This window comes from Herminiimonas arsenitoxidans (genome assembly GCF_900130075.1).
Taxonomy (GTDB): Bacteria; Pseudomonadota; Gammaproteobacteria; order Burkholderiales; family Burkholderiaceae_D; genus Oxalicibacterium; species Oxalicibacterium arsenitoxidans.
Map to the genome: position 1 here is coordinate 2,129,833 of NZ_LT671418.1, position 16,469 is coordinate 2,146,301.

The 16,469-nt window shown below is 51.2% G+C and carries 14 protein-coding genes; 8 read left to right on the forward strand and 6 right to left on the reverse strand.

The genetic code is table 11. The features are described from left to right. Nucleotides 1-41: 41 nt before the first annotated feature. Complete coding sequence (locus BQ6873_RS10015) at nt 42-1,724, reverse strand: long-chain-fatty-acid--CoA ligase (protein WP_076592523.1); 1,683 nt, start codon at nt 1,722-1,724, stop codon at nt 42-44. Nucleotides 1,725-1,873: 149 nt separating this feature from the next. Next, nucleotides 1,874-2,926, reverse strand: a complete 1,053-nt coding sequence (locus tag BQ6873_RS10020; RefSeq protein ID WP_231949317.1) for an aminopeptidase — start codon at nt 2,924-2,926, stop codon at nt 1,874-1,876. 292 nt (nt 2,927-3,218) lie between these two features. Here BQ6873_RS10020 and BQ6873_RS10025 point away from each other — a divergent pair, with 292 nt between their 5' ends. Beyond that, nucleotides 3,219-4,412, forward strand: coding sequence for a M20 aminoacylase family protein (locus BQ6873_RS10025; RefSeq protein WP_076592525.1), 1,194 nt, complete (start codon nt 3,219-3,221; stop codon nt 4,410-4,412). 50 nt (nt 4,413-4,462) lie between these two features. On the opposite strand, the gene BQ6873_RS10030 is transcribed toward BQ6873_RS10025, so the two are convergent. From BQ6873_RS10030 to BQ6873_RS10045, 4 genes are all read right to left on the reverse strand, one after another. After that, complete coding sequence (locus tag BQ6873_RS10030) at nt 4,463-4,924, reverse strand: hypothetical protein (protein ID WP_076592526.1); 462 nt, start codon at nt 4,922-4,924, stop codon at nt 4,463-4,465. Between the two features lie 176 nt (nt 4,925-5,100). Beyond that, nucleotides 5,101-5,838: a DUF3047 domain-containing protein gene (locus BQ6873_RS10035; RefSeq protein ID WP_076592527.1), complete on the reverse strand. Its 738-nt coding sequence runs from the start codon at nt 5,836-5,838 to the stop codon at nt 5,101-5,103. Nucleotides 5,839-5,921: 83 nt separating this feature from the next. Further along, nucleotides 5,922-7,685, reverse strand: a complete 1,764-nt coding sequence (locus BQ6873_RS10040; RefSeq protein WP_076592528.1) for an ABC transporter ATP-binding protein/permease — start codon at nt 7,683-7,685, stop codon at nt 5,922-5,924. 118 nt (nt 7,686-7,803) lie between these two features. Continuing rightward, nucleotides 7,804-8,718 carry an NAD(P)-dependent oxidoreductase gene (locus tag BQ6873_RS10045; protein WP_083664538.1) on the reverse strand — a complete coding sequence of 305 codons (915 nt, stop codon included), beginning with the start codon at nt 8,716-8,718 and terminating at the stop codon, nt 7,804-7,806. A 68-nt stretch (nt 8,719-8,786) separates the two neighbouring features. Between BQ6873_RS10045 and BQ6873_RS10050 the strand changes: the two genes are divergently transcribed. The 7 genes from BQ6873_RS10050 (at nt 8,787) to BQ6873_RS10080 (ending at nt 16,387) form a co-directional block, all read left to right on the forward strand. Beyond that, nucleotides 8,787-9,677 carry an SMP-30/gluconolactonase/LRE family protein gene (locus tag BQ6873_RS10050; protein WP_076592530.1) on the forward strand — a complete coding sequence of 297 codons (891 nt, stop codon included), beginning with the start codon at nt 8,787-8,789 and terminating at the stop codon, nt 9,675-9,677. Between the two features lie 17 nt (nt 9,678-9,694). Next, nucleotides 9,695-11,191: a glycerol kinase GlpK gene (gene glpK / locus BQ6873_RS10055; RefSeq protein WP_076592531.1), complete on the forward strand. Its 1,497-nt coding sequence runs from the start codon at nt 9,695-9,697 to the stop codon at nt 11,189-11,191. 678 nt (nt 11,192-11,869) lie between these two features. Next, nucleotides 11,870-12,784: a CysB family HTH-type transcriptional regulator gene (locus BQ6873_RS10060; RefSeq protein ID WP_076592532.1), complete on the forward strand. Its 915-nt coding sequence runs from the start codon at nt 11,870-11,872 to the stop codon at nt 12,782-12,784. 292 nt (nt 12,785-13,076) lie between these two features. Further along, complete coding sequence (locus BQ6873_RS10065; RefSeq protein ID WP_083664436.1) at nt 13,077-13,874, forward strand: ABC transporter ATP-binding protein; 798 nt, start codon at nt 13,077-13,079, stop codon at nt 13,872-13,874. Continuing rightward, nucleotides 13,867-14,655, forward strand: a complete 789-nt coding sequence (locus BQ6873_RS10070) for an ABC transporter permease (RefSeq protein ID WP_076592533.1) — start codon at nt 13,867-13,869, stop codon at nt 14,653-14,655. The genes BQ6873_RS10065 and BQ6873_RS10070 overlap by 8 nt, the downstream gene beginning before the upstream one ends. A gap of 1 nt (nt 14,656) precedes the next feature. Then, nucleotides 14,657-15,727 (forward strand): ABC transporter substrate-binding protein, encoded by a 1,071-nt coding sequence (locus tag BQ6873_RS10075; protein ID WP_076592534.1) that lies wholly within the window; start codon nt 14,657-14,659, stop codon nt 15,725-15,727. Nucleotides 15,728-15,757: 30 nt separating this feature from the next. Next, nucleotides 15,758-16,387, forward strand: a complete 630-nt coding sequence (locus tag BQ6873_RS10080) for a 2-hydroxychromene-2-carboxylate isomerase (RefSeq protein ID WP_076592535.1) — start codon at nt 15,758-15,760, stop codon at nt 16,385-16,387. The last annotated feature ends 82 nt before the right edge of the window (nt 16,388-16,469 follow it).

Consider the following 16,469-nt stretch of genomic DNA (forward strand, 5'->3'; position numbering starts at 1 on the left):
TTGCGTCATTCCCATTTATGCGGAAACGACGCAACTATTAATCAAGCTGTAACCTTTTCATCCCGCAGTTCACGCCGCAAGATTTTGCCTACATTTGATTTCGGCAATTCGGTGCGGAACTCTATCCATTTCGGCTTCTTGTAACCGGTGAATTGCTCCTTGCAATAAGCCATCAAGGTTTCTTCGGTCAAAGCTGGATCTCTACGCACTACGTATAACTTGACGGCCTCGCCCGTGTGTTCATCCGGCACGCCTATGCACGCGCATTCCAGCACGCCAGGATGCGCAGCAACCACGCCTTCGATTTCGCTTGGATAAACGTTGAAGCCGGATACCAGAATCATGTCTTTCTTGCGATCGACGATCTTGGTATAACCGCGTTCATCCATGACGCCGATATCGCCAGTCTTGAAGAAACCGTCTTCCGTCATCGACTGTGCCGTCTCGATAGGATTGTTCCAGTAACCCGCCATCACTTGCGGGCCGCGAATAGCGATTTCGCCGGGACTGCCGTGCGGTACTTCATTGTCATTGCTGTCGATGATCTTCAACTCGGTCGAAGAAACCGGCAAACCGATGGTGCCGGAAAACTCGTTTGAAGTAACAGGATTGGCCGTCGCCACTGGTGACGTTTCCGACAAACCATATCCTTCGCAAATGGCGCAACCCGTCAACGCCTTCCATTTGTCATTGACAACCTGTTGCACCGCCATGCCGCCACCGTTACACAGCATCAGCTCAGAAAAATCGACCTTGGCAAAATCAGGATTATTCAACAAACCGTTGTACAAGGTATTTACCGCCGGCAGGAAGTTCACCTTGTATTTCATCAACTCCTTGATGAAGCCAGGAATGTCGCGCGGATTCGGAATCAAGAGATTCGTGACGCCCAGATGTGCACCCAGCATGCCGCACGTCGTCAATGCAAAGATATGGTACAGCGGCAACGCACAGACGAAGATCAATACCTTGTCCTTGGGTAGCTTGTTCAAGGCCGGCGAAATCCAGGCTTCGTTTTGCAGCACATTGGCAATGATATTGCGATGTGTCAGCATCGCGCCTTTGGCGGTGCCTGTCGTGCCGCCGGTGTATTGGAGGAAGGCGAGATCTTGATGACCCAGCGCCTGCTTTTGCAAGGTCATGCCTTCTGCCTGCTTCAGCACATCCTTGAAGGTAACTGCATACGGCAAAGTGTAAGCAGGCACCATTTTCTTCACATGACGCACGACAAAATTAACGATCGCGCCCTTCACGCCGCTAAACATATCGCCCATCGAGGCCACGATGACATGCTTGACCTGCGTGCTGGCGATGACTTTTTCCAGTGTGGAGGCAAAGTTCTCCAGGATGATGATGGCTTCCGCGCAGGAGTCGGTCAGCTGATGTTCCAGCTCACGCGGTTTGTATAGAGGATTGACGTTGACGACAACGTAGCCGGCACGCAGGACTGCAGCAATGGCAATCGGATACTGCAAGATGTTGGGCATCATCAGGGCGACACGCGCGCCTTTTGCCAAACCTATGCTCTGTAACCACGCGCCCAATTCTCGGGAAAACACATCCACTTCACCAAACGTAAGGGATTTGTCCATGCAAATGCAGGCTTTGCGGTCGGCGAATTTCTTGAATGACTCATCCAGCAATTCAACCAAAGAACCATATTGGTTGGAATCGATTTCTGCCGGTACGCCTTCTGGATACGACTTTAGCCAAAACTTGTCCATTTTCACCTCTAGTCTTTTTTGTTGTGAGAGTGATTGCCGTCATTGTTACTCAGGTAAGTCGATGCTATCGGGCAGCGCGTCTATGTGCAAGCATTTTGATTGAAGATCCCGTGCCCGCTTTGATATACATCAATGATCACGCGCCCCTTTCACCGCCCGGCATGCGTAATCGCGGAAGCAGGTGCAGCCAGCTTTGTTAATTCCTGATCGCGTTCCTGCTTGTTCAATGCCGCCAGCGCTATCACCGCACGGTAAAAATCGGCAAAGTCCTTTTGCTCGCGCAACAAGGCGCGGAAGCCGGGGACGAAATCATGATACGTCGCAATCGAGGCCAGATGCGCATTCGACAAAGGCTCGGCAAACCAGCGGTCGTAACCGGCGTATCCGTCCCACGAGACTTTTAAGGTCTGATATTCATTTTGCAGTGCAGCGAAGATTTCTTTCTTGCGCGTCCGCTTCTCTGCATCGCTCACATCATCGGCATAGTTCTCGACCAGCTTCTGACGATACTTCAGCAACAAGGCGACAAATTGTTTTTTACGCCGTGCCAAATCAGCATACAGCAGACGCGTCTTTTCATCGCTATGCGTTGCCAGCCAACGCTCGACACCGACCTCCTCTACCGTCGTGGCAAACGATTCATTGAATTGGCTATCGTCTTTGACATACACGACCTGATGCGCCAACTCATGGAATATCAATCGTGCCACCTCACCGTCAGGGAAGCGTATAAACGTGGACAGAACAGGATCCTTGAACCACCCCAAAGTCGAATAAGTAGGCACACCTATGACTTGCACGTCGTAGCCATCAGCGCGCAGACTCGCCGCAAAATCCTGCGCATCGTCCTTGCTGTAATACCCGCGATAACTGACGCAACCAGCTACCGGGAAACACCATTGCAAGGGCTGCATAGACAATTCCGGCGTCGCCACCACATTCCATAACGCATATGGCCGCTGCAAATCAGCATAGTTTTTATAACTGGCGTTATCCGGCAAACCCAGATCCTGCACGGCAAATTGACGCATCTCCTTGACCCTGGCAAGCCGCTGTTTAAGCTTGCCATCCACTTCTGGATCAAGCAATAAATCGTCTATCGGTCTAGCCGCGGCCAGCAAAGAGGACTGCCCATGTGTCGCTTGCGCGTAATAACTGATTTGCGCACAACCGCTGACTAACAAGGCGCTGCAGATCAGCATCCATGTCTGCCATCGATATATTGTTTTACGGACAGGCAATGGCGGCGATCTATTCATAATTCCAATTTAATAATGTAATAAAGGAATACGTATTGCTATGAGCAAAACCATCTTGCACCAGAACATGGCACGCGCCGCCATATTTTTCGAAAATCTATTCTATTACGGCGCCACCATCGTTACGCACTCTGCACAGTTGGCGTAAGATAGACAATTCTCGCAGTACAAATCAAGCAACAGTTGTCGTAAAACAAAACGACAATCGAGCACGCCGCAAGAATGTGGAGACACCATGAAGTTGATTGATCCCATCATCCAGTTTCACAACGAATTGCAAGCGATTCGTCATGAAATTCACGCACATCCTGAGTTGTGCTTTGAAGAACGCGACACCGCTGAGCTAGTCGCGAAAAAATTAACTGAATGGGGCATACCCATAGTGCGCGGCATGGGCGTCACAGGCGTCGTCGGCATCATCAAGAATGGTAGTAGCAAGCGCGCAGTCGGCTTGCGTGCCGATATGGACGCCTTGCCTATACAGGAACTCAATACCTTCGCTCACGCTTCCAAGAATCAGGGAAAGATGCACGCCTGCGGCCACGATGGTCATACCGCGATGCTCTTGGGTGCTGCGCATTATCTGTCACAACACAAGAATTTCGACGGCACCATTTATCTGATCTTCCAACCGGCGGAAGAAGGCGGCGGCGGTGCGAAGCGCATGATAGACGACGGTCTCTTCGAGCAATGTCCAATGGAAGCTGTATTCGGCATGCATAACTGGCCCGGCATTGCAGTCGGCCAATTCAGTGTGACGCCCGGCCCGATGATGGCATCGAGCAATGAATTCGAAGTGATCGTCAGCGGCAAAGGTGCGCACGCAGCACAACCGCATAAAGGCATCGATCCGATCATGGTGGCAGTGCAAATTGCACAGAGCTGGCAAACCATCATCACGCGCAACAAGAGTCCTATCGACGCCGCAGCATTATCGATCACGCAAATCCACGCCGGCAGCACCACGAATGTGATTCCGGACGATGCAACGCTGGTCGGTACCGTGCGTACCTTCGATCTGAAAGTATTGGATTTGATAGAAACACGCATGCGCGCAATCGCAGAGCACACCGCGCAGGCCTTTGATGCAACGGTCAAATTCAACTTTCGACGCAACTATCCACCGCTGATCAATCATGCGAAAGAAACTGCATTCGCAGTTGAGGTCATGCAATCCATCGTCGGTGTCGACAAGGTAGATCCCAAAGTCGAGCCGACCATGGGCGCGGAAGATTTTGCCTTCATGCTGCAAGACAAACCCGGCTGCTATGTATTCATCGGTAATGGTGAAGGTGATCATCGCTCGGCTGGACACGGCCTGGGCCCATGCAATTTGCATAATCCCAGCTATGACTTCAACGATGATTTATTGCCTATCGGCGCGACCTATTGGGTGCGCTTGGCAGAGACTTTCCTGAAGCAGGCATAAAACAATTTTCTGCGCCGAATAACATTCGGCGCAGAAAAAATCACAACTGATTAAGCAAGAATCGCGACGGCCTGTTGACCGTAACTAATCAGATAACCACCATTCTGCTGCTGCCAATCACGCGCAGTGGCTGCATCGGCAAACCAGTTCTGCTGGTAGTCGCCAAACATGCCCAATTCCAATCGATAACGATCCAAGATTGCAGTCGGCATCGCATCAATCTGGTTCTTGCACACTTCCCACGCAGCAAAGCCAAGTTCCTTCGCCAGCGTATGCAAGATATGTTTGAGTTGTACCGTTTCACGCACGGCATACAGCTCGGTGACGCGCAATTCCGGCATGATCTTCATCGCAATGATGCGTCTCAAAACGGGCAATGCTTTGCTGGGTTCACTGGCTTGTGCACTACGCAATAAACGACGCGCATATCTGCGTAAAAAATCGCTATTGGAAAGATTGCTGCCGAGATTGCTATGGGAGTCGTTGCCGACGGGGAGAGATGTAGACCACATGACGTTCCTTTCATATTGTCGTTTCTCGCTACGACATCAAGGTTTAACGTGCGGTTTTTTGCTGCTTGGTTGCAGCTGCTCCGAACTGAAAAAACAAAAACAGGTGCATCGGCTTTTGCGAGAACAGGCATCCTGTCATGCCTGCCGCCATTCTAGCGTAAATTGAATGAAGTCTGCTAGCGTGACAAATTGATATCGCCGTACCAGGCTTCTACCGTTTCACCCGTGTTATCAGTATCGGTCAGTACACCGACGCCTATCAACTTGCCCGGCTTTTCACCGAAGGCTTTTTCATAATCAGCAACGATATCGCGCGTAAAACTGTGCCACTCGCCTATACCTTCACGGCCGCTTTCCGCGACTATCATCTTGACGCGATTGCTGCGTGCATTCGGGATTACCGTGCCTACTGGTGCTTTGCGCCCCCAGATATACATCAGCGTTGCATAAGGGACTTCTCGTCCCGTCAGCAAGCGTGCCGTTTCAAACATGATCTGATCGGAGAAAGGCAAACTGTCCTTGTCACCATCGAAACCCAGAATGATGCGCGCAGGCGCATCCTCTAGGCCGCGATCGTAATTGTTCGCTGATTCGACTAGACCGTTGATGCGCCACTTCCAGTTGATCATCAGATCCGGCATGGGATCGATATCCACTTTTTGCATCAAGCCTGATGCAGCTTTAGCAGCACGCGCATGCAATACCGTCGTTCCATTATCGTCAACCAGAGAATATTCAGTCAGCTTCTTGTTGCGATGAATGATCATCGGTTCCCAGGCTGATGGCATGCTGCCTGGGGCACCTTCAGAGAAATGAACGATACGCGTATTGACCGAAGCAGAATCAGTACCGACTGGTACTTGCGCGCAACCGGCAAGTAAGGATAGCAATGCAATTGTGGAAATGAATTTCATGTTCTTGTCATCATGGTTACGCTCGCTACATGCAAAGCGTATTTGTTTCGGTGATCCGCACTCGATGGCAAGATGATTATTTGCTATGCCTTACCCTGCTTCGTGCATTGAATTGTATATTGTCCGCGCTGCGATTCATCGCTGTCGACTCGCGGCACGCTCATATCTGCGACGAACTGCCAACGCATTTTATGATACTTCGCCACGCTCTCACGATGTGCGACGCTGACTATCGCGGCTTCCGGCAATTCCTGCACGATTAATTGGTAAACAAAATCTTCCGTTTCCGTGTCCAGCGCACTACTTGCTTCATCCATGAAGAGTACATCCGGCCGCGTCAGCAAAGCACGTACAAAAGCAACGCGTTGCTGCTCACCAGGAGACAAACGCTGACTCCAGTTATCGACATGATCGAGTTGCTGTTTCAGGTGCGGCAATTTGCACAGATCGAAATAGTGTTGAATCGCCAGATCGGTATACGTTTTTTCACCGGCTGGATAAGCAACCGCAGCGCGTAAGGTACCGATAGGTAGATAACTTTTTTGCGGCAGAAAAAGCAGCTTCCAGCTTTTCGGAATTTCAATATTGCCGCTACCGTAAGGCCAGATGCCGGCAATCGCACGCACCAATGTCGACTTGCCGCAACCCGACGGTCCTGCAATCAGAATGTGCTGACCGGCCTGAATATCGACGGTCAGCGCAGACGTCAATGGCTGTCCATCCGGCAAATTCAATGTGAGGCGATCAATCAGAATTGCGCCTACATTATTCGTCTCTACCTTCACACCATCTATATCCACTTGCGCAGCATCGACGGCCGTATGAAATCCAGCCAGACGATTGACGCTGGCCTTCCATTCAGCCAAGTCGGTAAAGGCAGAAATGAACCATGACAAGGCACCTTGTACTTGTCCGAAAGCCGAGCTGATTTGCATCAGGCCACCCAGCGTGATCGCGCCGGAAAAATAGCGCGGCGCAGCCATCAGAAACGGGAAGATATTGGCGAATTGCGAATAGAAAGTAGAAACCAGATTCAGACTCTTGGTGGTGCGCATAATGCCCCACCAGTTATCGCGTATGCGCTGGAAGCGGTCATTCAGTTGCACACCTTCTTCGGCTTCGCCGCGATATAGCGCGACTGCTTCTGCATTCTCACGCACGCGTATCAGACCAAAACGAAAATCTGCTTCAAAGCGTTGACGCAAATAATTCTTGCTAACCAAAGGCCAGCCGACCAAACCGACAATCACTGACCCTATACCCGCATAGGCAATCGCAAACCATACCATGTAGCCAGGTATCGTTATTTCCTGCGAAGCAAGCATGAATGAAATCGGCCCACTAACCGCCCACAAGATACCTATGAAGGAAATCAGCGTGACGACACTAGACAGAAAACCTAGCGACAGTGACAAGGTTCCAGCGGTAAGGAGATTCAAATCTTCCGCGATACGTTGATCCGGATTATCCGCAGTGTGCGTTTGTTCGATCCGATAATAAGCCTGATGATTCAGCCAGCGCGCCATGTACTGCTTGGTCATCCACATACGCCAGCGCATTTGCAGTGCTTGCGTCAGGTAGATGCGATAAATGGCAACAGCGATGAAGATGAAGGCAAGATAAGTGAAGCGCCACAACTGCTCGGTAAATATCTTGTAGTTCTTCGTCTCCAGCGCGTTATAGAACTCGCGATTCCAGGTATTGAACAATACCTCGAGGTAGACCATGCCCAAGGCAAGCGCAACGATGGTGAGCAGCAATCCACGCGCACGCCATTTTTCTTCCGATACCCAATAAGGTTGAATCAAACGCCAAACGGCGCGCCAATCGATACGTTCTTTAGGCATGATGAACCATTGAGTAAGACAGTCTGAGTATTATCAGGAAGAACATTGTTCAGAGTTGAAGCAAGTAGACCGATAAAACAAACAAATGTTCATATCGATACGCAATATTGCTGTGTGCTTAGCTAGGCAATTGATCTGCTGCTTGGCCTAAACGCTGACCGGGATTGCTTTGTTCCAGCGCCAACAACACGGCCGATTGATCGGCTTGTGGCGCACGCTGCAACACGCTTTGATAGTTTTCCGTCACCAGCTCTGTCACTGGCAAACGCAAACCAGCGTTAGCTGCTGCGATCAAGACGTTTTCCAGATCCTTGAACTGACTCTTGACCTGACCACCCGGCAAGAAGTTACGGTCCAACATACGCTGACCATGTACTTCCAGTATCCGGCTTTCTGCAAAACCGCCACGTATCGCTGCACGCACTGCTGTTGGATCGGCCCCGCCGGCCTGCGCCAGCAACAAGGCTTCTGCCACGATATTCAAAGTGCCACCAACGATCAACTGATTGCACAGCTTGGCGATCTGACCACAACCGGCAGGACCGACCAGTGTTGGACGCCCCATCACGGTCAACACCGCTTCTGCATCAGCAAAGTCTTCCGCACTACCGCCTGCCATGATTGCCAGCGAACCAGCTTGTGCGCCAACCACGCCGCCGGAGACCGGCGCGTCGATAAAGCGCACACCAGCCGCAGCCAATTTGGCATGCACGTCCTGCGCTTCGGATTGACGCGTCGAACTCATATCCACCACCAGCGCACCATGGCGCAAACCCGGCAACGCCGCGTCTATTACCTGCGCCACAATCGGGCCGGCTTCCAGCATCGTGATCACGATATCAGCGTCACGCACGGCATCTGCCACCTGCTCTGCCACTTTTGCACCCAGCGGCGCGAGCTCATCCGCCTTGCTACGTGTGCGATTCCATGCAGTGACCTCATAAGCTGCCTGTAGCAATCGGGTTGCCATAGGTTTGCCCATCAGGCCTATGCCCAGAAAAGCGATGACCGGTTTTGATGCAGACTGATTCAATTCAAACTCCTTTATGCACAAGATTTTCACTGCATAATGGCGCATTCCCCCCACAAAAAGCAACTGCCATGTCGATGCACGAAATCCAGCCACTTCTGACTACACGCATGCAATTGGGTGAGTGTCCGCTGTGGCATGCGCAGGAAGCGGCCTTGTACTGGATAGATATCGATGGATGCGCCGTGCATCGCCACCATCCAGTCAGCGACGCACATCAGCAGTGGGCTATGCCCTCTGAGCCGGGCTGTATTGCGATTAACGCTGCCGGTGGCCTGCTCGTTGCCTTGCGCTCCGGCCTCGCATTACTGGACACCGCTAGCGGCAAACTGACAGTGATAGCCGATGCGCCTTACGATCCGAAGACCACTCGTTTCAATGATGGCCGTTGCGATGCCGCCGGTCGCCTGTGGGTAGGATCGATATACGAACCACGCGATCATCCGAATGCTCCATTGTTTTGTGTTGAACATGGCGCCATACGCGATAGCGGTAAGCGCGCGACAGTATCGAATGGCGTCGCCTTCAGTCCGGATAACAAAACCCTGTATCACGCCGACACTACCTCGCATCGTATCTTCGCCTACGAATTCGATCTTGCTACCGGCAACATTGCAGGCAGCCGTTTGTTGAAACAATTCTCGACAGACAAATTGAACAACTACGGTGGTCGTCCGGATGGTGCTACCGTCGATAGTGAAGGCGCTTATTGGTGCGCGATGTATGAAGGCGGAAAAATTCTGCGCTTGTCTCCAAACGGTGATGTACTGAATGAGATTGTAGTGCCTGCACGCTGCCCGACCATGATGGCATTTGGCGGTGATGATTTGCGCACGCTTTACATCACCACCGTCAGCAAGAATCGTCCGGCAGCCGAGTTGGAGCAATATCCTTTATCCGGTTGCGTGCTGACCATGCGCGTCGATGTGCCCGGCCTTCCTGAACACGCCTATCTCGTTTAAATCTACTCCAGCCCACGATGAGCAAATTCATACTCGCGATCGATCAAGGCACGACCAGTTCACGTGCGATTCTGTTTAATCACGACGGACAAATACACGGTGTCGCGCAGCAAGAATACCCTCAGATATATCCTGAACCCGGCTGGATAGAACACGATGCAAATGCGATCTGGAATACCCAGCTCACCGTCGCACAACAAGTATTAAAAGAACAGCAGGTCAACGCATCCGATGTTGCTGCCATCGGTATCACCAACCAGCGTGAAACCACCGTCATCTGGGATCGCAAGACCGGTGTACCGATCGCCAATGCCATCGTGTGGCAAGACAGACGCACTGCAGCCTTCTGCGATCAATTGCGCGCAGAAGGTAAAACCGAATTATTCCAGCAAAAAACTGGGTTGCTGCTCGACTCATATTTTTCCGGCACCAAGGTTAAATGGCTGCTCGATCACACGCCGGGAGCACGTACCAAAGCCGAACGCGGAGAACTCGCATTCGGCACCATCGATAGCTGGTTGATCTTCAAGCTGTCCGGTGAACACATGACAGACAGCAGCAATGCCTCACGCACCTTGCTGTTCAACATCCACACCAAGCAATGGGATGATGAATTACTCGCCATACTGGATATTCCACGTGCGCTATTGCCGACCGTGGTCGCCAGCAGCGGCGTTACCAGCCATACTCACGCGGAACTATTCGGCAGCCCGATTCCGATTGCCGGCATCGCAGGCGATCAACAAGCCGCCACCTTTGGCCAAGCCTGTCACAAACCCGGCATGGCCAAGAATACCTATGGTACCGGCTGCTTCATGCTGCTCAACACCGGTGAGCAAGCCATTACATCGCACAATAATTTATTAACAACCATCGGCTGGACTTTAGGTGCAGGCGCGGCTGCGCGCACCGATTACATGCTCGAAGGCGGTGTCTTCATGGGCGGTGCCATCGTGCAATGGCTGCGCGATGGTTTGGGTATCATCCAAAAATCTTCCGACGTCGAAGCGCTGGCGAGAAGTGTGCCGGATAACGGCGGCGTGGTATTCGTACCGGCCTTCAGCGGCCTCGGCGCACCGTATTGGGATTCCTACGCACGCGGCACCATCATCGGCATGACACGTGGCAGCAACAAGGCACACATTGCTCGTGCTGCGCTGGAAAGCATCGCGTATCAAAGCGTCGATCTGCTGGATGCAATGAAAAAAGATGCCCAACTTACGCTACAGGAATTACGTGTGGATGGTGGTGCAGCAGGTAACGACTTGTTGATGCAGTTTCAGGCAGATATTCTCGATGTGCCCGTCATCCGTCCCGTCATTACGGAAACCACTGCATTGGGCGCGGCCTACCTTGCCGGACTTGGTGTGTCGTTCTGGGAATCGAAAGAAGAGATTGCAGCGCAGTGGAAAATGGAAAAGCGTTTTGATCCGAACATGACGGCCGATGAGCGCGCGCAACGCTTGCACACTTGGCATCGTGCGGTAGAGCGATCACAGGCTTGGGAAAATTAAGCTGCGTTTTCGATCTTGACCGAGATAGATTCCACATATTGGCTAATCGATGTCATACCTCTACAAACCCGTTTAACACTGCAAGAACATAAAAAAACCCGCGGCCTTGCGGCGCGGGTTAAATCCAATCTTGAGAGATATCGGACAATGACAAGTTGAATCCTAGCCTCTCCTTCTCATACATCCAACGAAGCAATTCATGCTTATAAATTCGGGATGTGCATATCAAACTTCAGATATGCATATTCGGACAAATTCGTTGCCAAGCACTGGCAAGAATTTCTATGATTAGCATCACTGCATAGCAATAGATAGTTGCAAATAAGGAATGAAATTTATCAAGCACTCATTTCTGAACAGTGCACTTCGATTGCAGAGAAACATTGCGCGTCTCCTATACGATAAATTTTAACGATGCTTTCATCACTGTTTTAAGTGCATATTTTTTAGGCACTTAGAGCTGCATGCAGATATCAAATATCTTTAACGTTTAGCGGAATATGCAAACAATTTTTAATTGGTTCTTATATGAAATTCGGATTGTTATGCTAAATAAATTGGCATCGTGTCGCCGTATAAATACACGGAATACATAAACATTCGAATGAATAAACTTTGCCCTCTTTTGCAACACATACGCAAGGCAGTAGCAATCAGTATCAACGGAGAAACAGCTTCATGAATTTTCAGCAATTACGATTTGTACGCGAAGCAATACGGAACAATCTCAATCTAACCGAGGTTGCGGCGGTGCTATACACATCGCAATCCGGCGTGAGCAAACAGATCAAGGATCTGGAAGACGAACTAGGCATAGATCTCTTCGTCCGCTCAGGCAAGCGACTGACATCCGTCACGCGCGCAGGGGACGGGGCGGTAGAGATCGTCAAACGCATCCTGCTGGAAACTGAAAATCTGCGACGTTATGCTAGCCAATATTCAGGCTTCGATACCGGCCAATTGATCATCGCTGCTACCCACACACAAGCGCGCTACACACTGCCCAAAGTTGTTGAGCAATTCAATAATGAATTCCCCAAAGTAAAACTGGAGCTACATCAAGGCACACCGAACCAAGTCGCCGCCATGATCAGCAATGGCGAAGCAGATATCGGCATCGCCAGCGAAGTACTCGACCAATCACCAGACCTCATCTCTTATCCATGCTTCTCGTGGAATCACCAAGTCATCGTTCCGATAGATCATCCTTTAGTGAAAAAATCGCCAGTCACACTGGAAGATATCGCGCAATATCCACTGATCACTTACAACCCACAATTTACCGGACGTAAATGCGTTGATGCCGCATTCAGTCAGGCAGGCTTGATACCTGACTTTCGTCTAACGGCAATGGATGCTGATGTCATCAAGACCTATGTAGAACGGGGCCTGGGCGTCGGCATCGTGGCCGAAATGGCTTTGGATGGCATAGAGAAAAACGGCTTGACGGTACTAGAGACCGAAGGCACGTTGTTCGGCTCATGCACGACCCTGGTGGCTGTCAGGAACGGTACTTTTTTACCTTCGTTCGCTTATCGCTTCCTTGAAACATTTGCGCCGAATCTACGACTGGAAGATTTGAAGAGTGCCTAATTTTTGCAGACAATATTTTCTATCTGCACATTCTTGATAACGAAAGTTGCGATTACTTATTCCAATGTCTACTTAGCTATCCACGATTGAAGTGGAATGCTAAGCACATAAATTCCGCATAAGTAAGCACGAAATCGTTCTAAGAATTCGATATTTCGGCACTTATACTTTCCTTCTGGAAATCGCATCAGTCACACGCTCTATCCTGCATTTCAATCACATTCCGATTTGCACAAGCGTCGCATTTGCGCTGCCTTCTGACGTATATCAACCCTGTTAATAGAAGTCCATCATGCATGTATCACCTGTGCATGCCAATGCCTCTGCGTTGGCATTTTTAAACATTACTCATAGCTACGGGAAACCGGGGCAACAATCGCTGCAAGCGTTGAACGAGATCAATATTGAACTCAAAGCCGGCGAAATTGTGGCGATTGTCGGTCCATCCGGTTGCGGCAAAACGACCTTATTGCGTCTTGCTGCGGGATTAATCACGCCGACTGGCGGCAGTATCAGTGTGCATGGTCAGCCGGTAGATAAACCGCGTGCTGACGTATCAATGATTTTTCAGGATGCGGTGATGTTGCCGTGGTTTACCGTTATCGAGAACGTCACGCTACCGTTGCGCATACGCGGCGAGGATATGGTCGCAGCACGCGCCGAGGCCTTGACGCTGCTGCAAAGAGTTGGGCTCGGTGATTTTGCCGACGCTTTCCCGAAAGAGCTATCCGGCGGTATGCGCCAACGTGCGGCGATCGTGCGTGCACTCATTACCAAACCCAAGCTCTTACTCATGGATGAGCCCTTCGGTGCGCTCGACGCATTGACGCGTGAACAGATGAACCTGACGCTGGCACATATTGCGGAAGAAAGCGGTGCGACGGTATTGCTGATTACGCACAGTATTTCAGAAGCTGTTTTCCTAGCGGACCGTGTCATCGTGATGACGGCACGTCCCGCACGCATTGCCGACGATATCGCAGTGCCGCTGGCACGCCCGCGTGCACGCGAAACGTTAAAGGAACCGGTATTCCAGGCTTTGATTGAAGAAGTACGCGGCTATTTCTATCAGGAGACCGAGCATGTCTAAACCTTCTCTCCCCTTCCTCGGTGATCGCACCGCTGGTGCACTGCTAGTAATCGGCTTGCTGCTACTCGTCGAAGTTATCCTGCGCTTCTCGCCGGTATCGCCACTCGTACTGGCACCACCAAGCCAGATCGCTATCGCTTTCTGGAATGGCCTGACACAAGGTATGTTCGGTCCGCACTTGCAGGTAACACTGACCGAGATGCTGACAGGCTTTGCCATAGGCTCCTTGTTCGGTCTGATCAGCGGCGTGTTGATTACAGAGTTCGGTCGCCTCGGTCGCCTGCTCTATCCCTACCTGATTGCCATTCAGTCGCTGCCGAAAGTTGCGGTCGCGCCCTTGCTCATCATTTGGCTCGGTTACGGACTGTCTTCAAAAATTGTGCTGGTTGCGCTGATCACCTTCTTCCCGGTATTGATCAACACCATGGCAGGCTTGTCAGTGGTTGACCAACTACGTCTGGATCTGATGGCAACGCTGAATGCCAGCCGCTGGCAAACCTTTATATACGTGCGACTGCCATCAGCGGCCACGCATATCTTCGCCGGCCTCGGCGTGGCTATCGTGCTGGCACTGACCGGTGCCGTAGTCGCCGAATTCGTCGGCGCACAGAAAGGCTTGGGCGTACTGCTATTACAAGCGCAAGCAAACCTGGATACGGCCGGCATGTTTGCCATCCTCATCATTCTGGCGGCGATAGGACTGGGGTGCAATCTCGCCATTCGCCTGCTTGAACACAAATTGTTGTACTGGATAGACCACCATAACCAAAAGGGAATTTGAAATGAAATCAACCATCCTCACGGCCGTCGTGGCCGCATCAGCTGCTGCAGCATTCAGCGGCAATGCCATCGCACAAAACAAACCACTGAAGAAGATCACAGTATTGCAACCGGTCTCTGCGCCCGATGTACGTTTCGCGCCATGGGCTGCCGCCATTGAAAATGGCTGGTTTGCCGAAGAAGGACTGGATCCGGAAGTACTCACCGCCAAGGGTTCCATTGCCGTGGTACAGCAAGTAGTCAGCGGCAATGTGCAATACGGTTTGCCAGCACCTGAATCGGCCGCGGTAGGTCGCGCCAAAGGTGCACCACTGGTGCACTTCTATAGCATCACGACGCGCAACCCATTCCCGCTCGCAGTATTGAAAGATGGTCCGATCAAAAAACTGAGCGACCTGAAAGGTACTCAGATCGGCGTGTTTTCGATGACCGCGACCCAGTTCTATACGACGCAGGCCATCCTTGATGCGGAAAACTACAAGCTCAACCGTGATTACACCCTGCTGGATGTCGGCATTGGTGCGGGGGCCTTGCGCGCGCTGGAAACCGGTACCGTATCAGCTCTATCTATCAATGCACTGAGCTATGCCGGCTTTGAAAACCGTGGCGTGAAGCTGAACTACCTGACTTCGCCTGTAGTGGAGGACATCCTCGCCTGGGGCTTATTGACAACGGAAAGCTATCTCAAAGCCAATCGTGCTGAAGCAGTCGGACTGGCGCGTGCGCTGACCAAAGGCCGCATCTTCTGCGAACAAAATACTGAAGCCTGTATCCGTCTGTACTTCAAACATTACCCCGCAGCACGCACAGCAGGTATCCCGGAAGCACAAGCGATTGCAGAGAACCAGCGCGTGCTGAAAGTATTCCAAGATTACTCACCGAAACCTAGCAGCGGTCGTTGGGGTGAATACACCAAACAAGGTTGGGAAGGCATCGTCCGTTACATGACGACTACCGGACAAATTACCACACCGGTCGACCCTGCCTCTCTGTATACGAATAACTTGATCAAAGACATCAACAACTTTGATCCAACTGTTGCCGTCAATGCTGCAAAGAAAGCAACGCGTTAATCGCGTCACCTATTAATAAGGAAATTACGTATGTCACGTACTGTTAAATTTTATTTTGCACTAACCAGCACCTGGGCATATGTCGGTTATCCGGCATTTGCTGAACTGGCCAAACGTCAGCAACTCAAAGTAGAGTATCGCCCCCTTCCTTTGCACGACTTGTTCGCTGCGACCGGTGGTTTACCGCTTGCACAAAGAAGTGTCACGCGCCAAAATTATCGAGTACAAGAGCTGCAGCGCTGGCGTGAGAAACGCAAGCTCAATTTTAATTTATATCCAAAACATTGGCCCTTGAAGAATGGACTCGCAGATCGCATCGTGCTGGCGGCCTTGGACAGCGGCGCCGATATCCATCCATTGCTGCTGGAATGCTTCACCGCTATCTGGGAACGTGAAGAGGATTTATCTGATGCCAACACCCTCGTAGCATTGGCGGATAAAGCTGGATTCAATGGCGCGGATTTGCTGCAGAAAGCAGCAGCCCCTGCAATTGAAGAACGCTATCAGGCTAATCTACAAGAAGCGATAGATCATGGCGCCTATGGCTCACCATCTTTCATCCTGGATGGTGAACTCTTCTGGGGACAAGATCGATTGCCAGAGCTTGAGCATGCTCTAACATCTGGTCGCACTGCCTTTGGCATACCGCAACGACCATGATGCTCTGGTCGTAGACAGCATAAATACAGGAAGCCGCGTAAGCGGCTTTTTTATTCAGTTTATGGCTTGTTGATTTACTTTT

Bases quoted from the DNA above. Each gene is read 5' to 3' on its own strand.
- BQ6873_RS10015 (WP_076592523.1), bottom strand. From the start codon at position 1,724: ATGGACAAGTTTTGGCTAAAGTCGTATCCAGAAGGCGTACCGGCAGAA.
- BQ6873_RS10020 (WP_231949317.1), bottom strand. From the start codon at position 2,926: ATGCTGATCTGCAGCGCCTTGTTAGTCAGCGGTTGTGCGCAAATCAGT.
- BQ6873_RS10025 (WP_076592525.1), top strand. From the start codon at position 3,219: ATGAAGTTGATTGATCCCATCATCCAGTTTCACAACGAATTGCAAGCG.
- BQ6873_RS10030 (WP_076592526.1), bottom strand. From the start codon at position 4,924: ATGTGGTCTACATCTCTCCCCGTCGGCAACGACTCCCATAGCAATCTC.
- BQ6873_RS10035 (WP_076592527.1), bottom strand. From the start codon at position 5,838: ATGAAATTCATTTCCACAATTGCATTGCTATCCTTACTTGCCGGTTGC.
- BQ6873_RS10040 (WP_076592528.1), bottom strand. From the start codon at position 7,685: ATGCCTAAAGAACGTATCGATTGGCGCGCCGTTTGGCGTTTGATTCAA.
- BQ6873_RS10050 (WP_076592530.1), top strand. From the start codon at position 8,787: ATGTCGATGCACGAAATCCAGCCACTTCTGACTACACGCATGCAATTG.
- glpK (WP_076592531.1), top strand. From the start codon at position 9,695: ATGAGCAAATTCATACTCGCGATCGATCAAGGCACGACCAGTTCACGT.
- BQ6873_RS10060 (WP_076592532.1), top strand. From the start codon at position 11,870: ATGAATTTTCAGCAATTACGATTTGTACGCGAAGCAATACGGAACAAT.
- BQ6873_RS10065 (WP_083664436.1), top strand. From the start codon at position 13,077: ATGCATGTATCACCTGTGCATGCCAATGCCTCTGCGTTGGCATTTTTA.
- BQ6873_RS10070 (WP_076592533.1), top strand. From the start codon at position 13,867: ATGTCTAAACCTTCTCTCCCCTTCCTCGGTGATCGCACCGCTGGTGCA.
- BQ6873_RS10075 (WP_076592534.1), top strand. From the start codon at position 14,657: ATGAAATCAACCATCCTCACGGCCGTCGTGGCCGCATCAGCTGCTGCA.
- BQ6873_RS10080 (WP_076592535.1), top strand. From the start codon at position 15,758: ATGTCACGTACTGTTAAATTTTATTTTGCACTAACCAGCACCTGGGCA.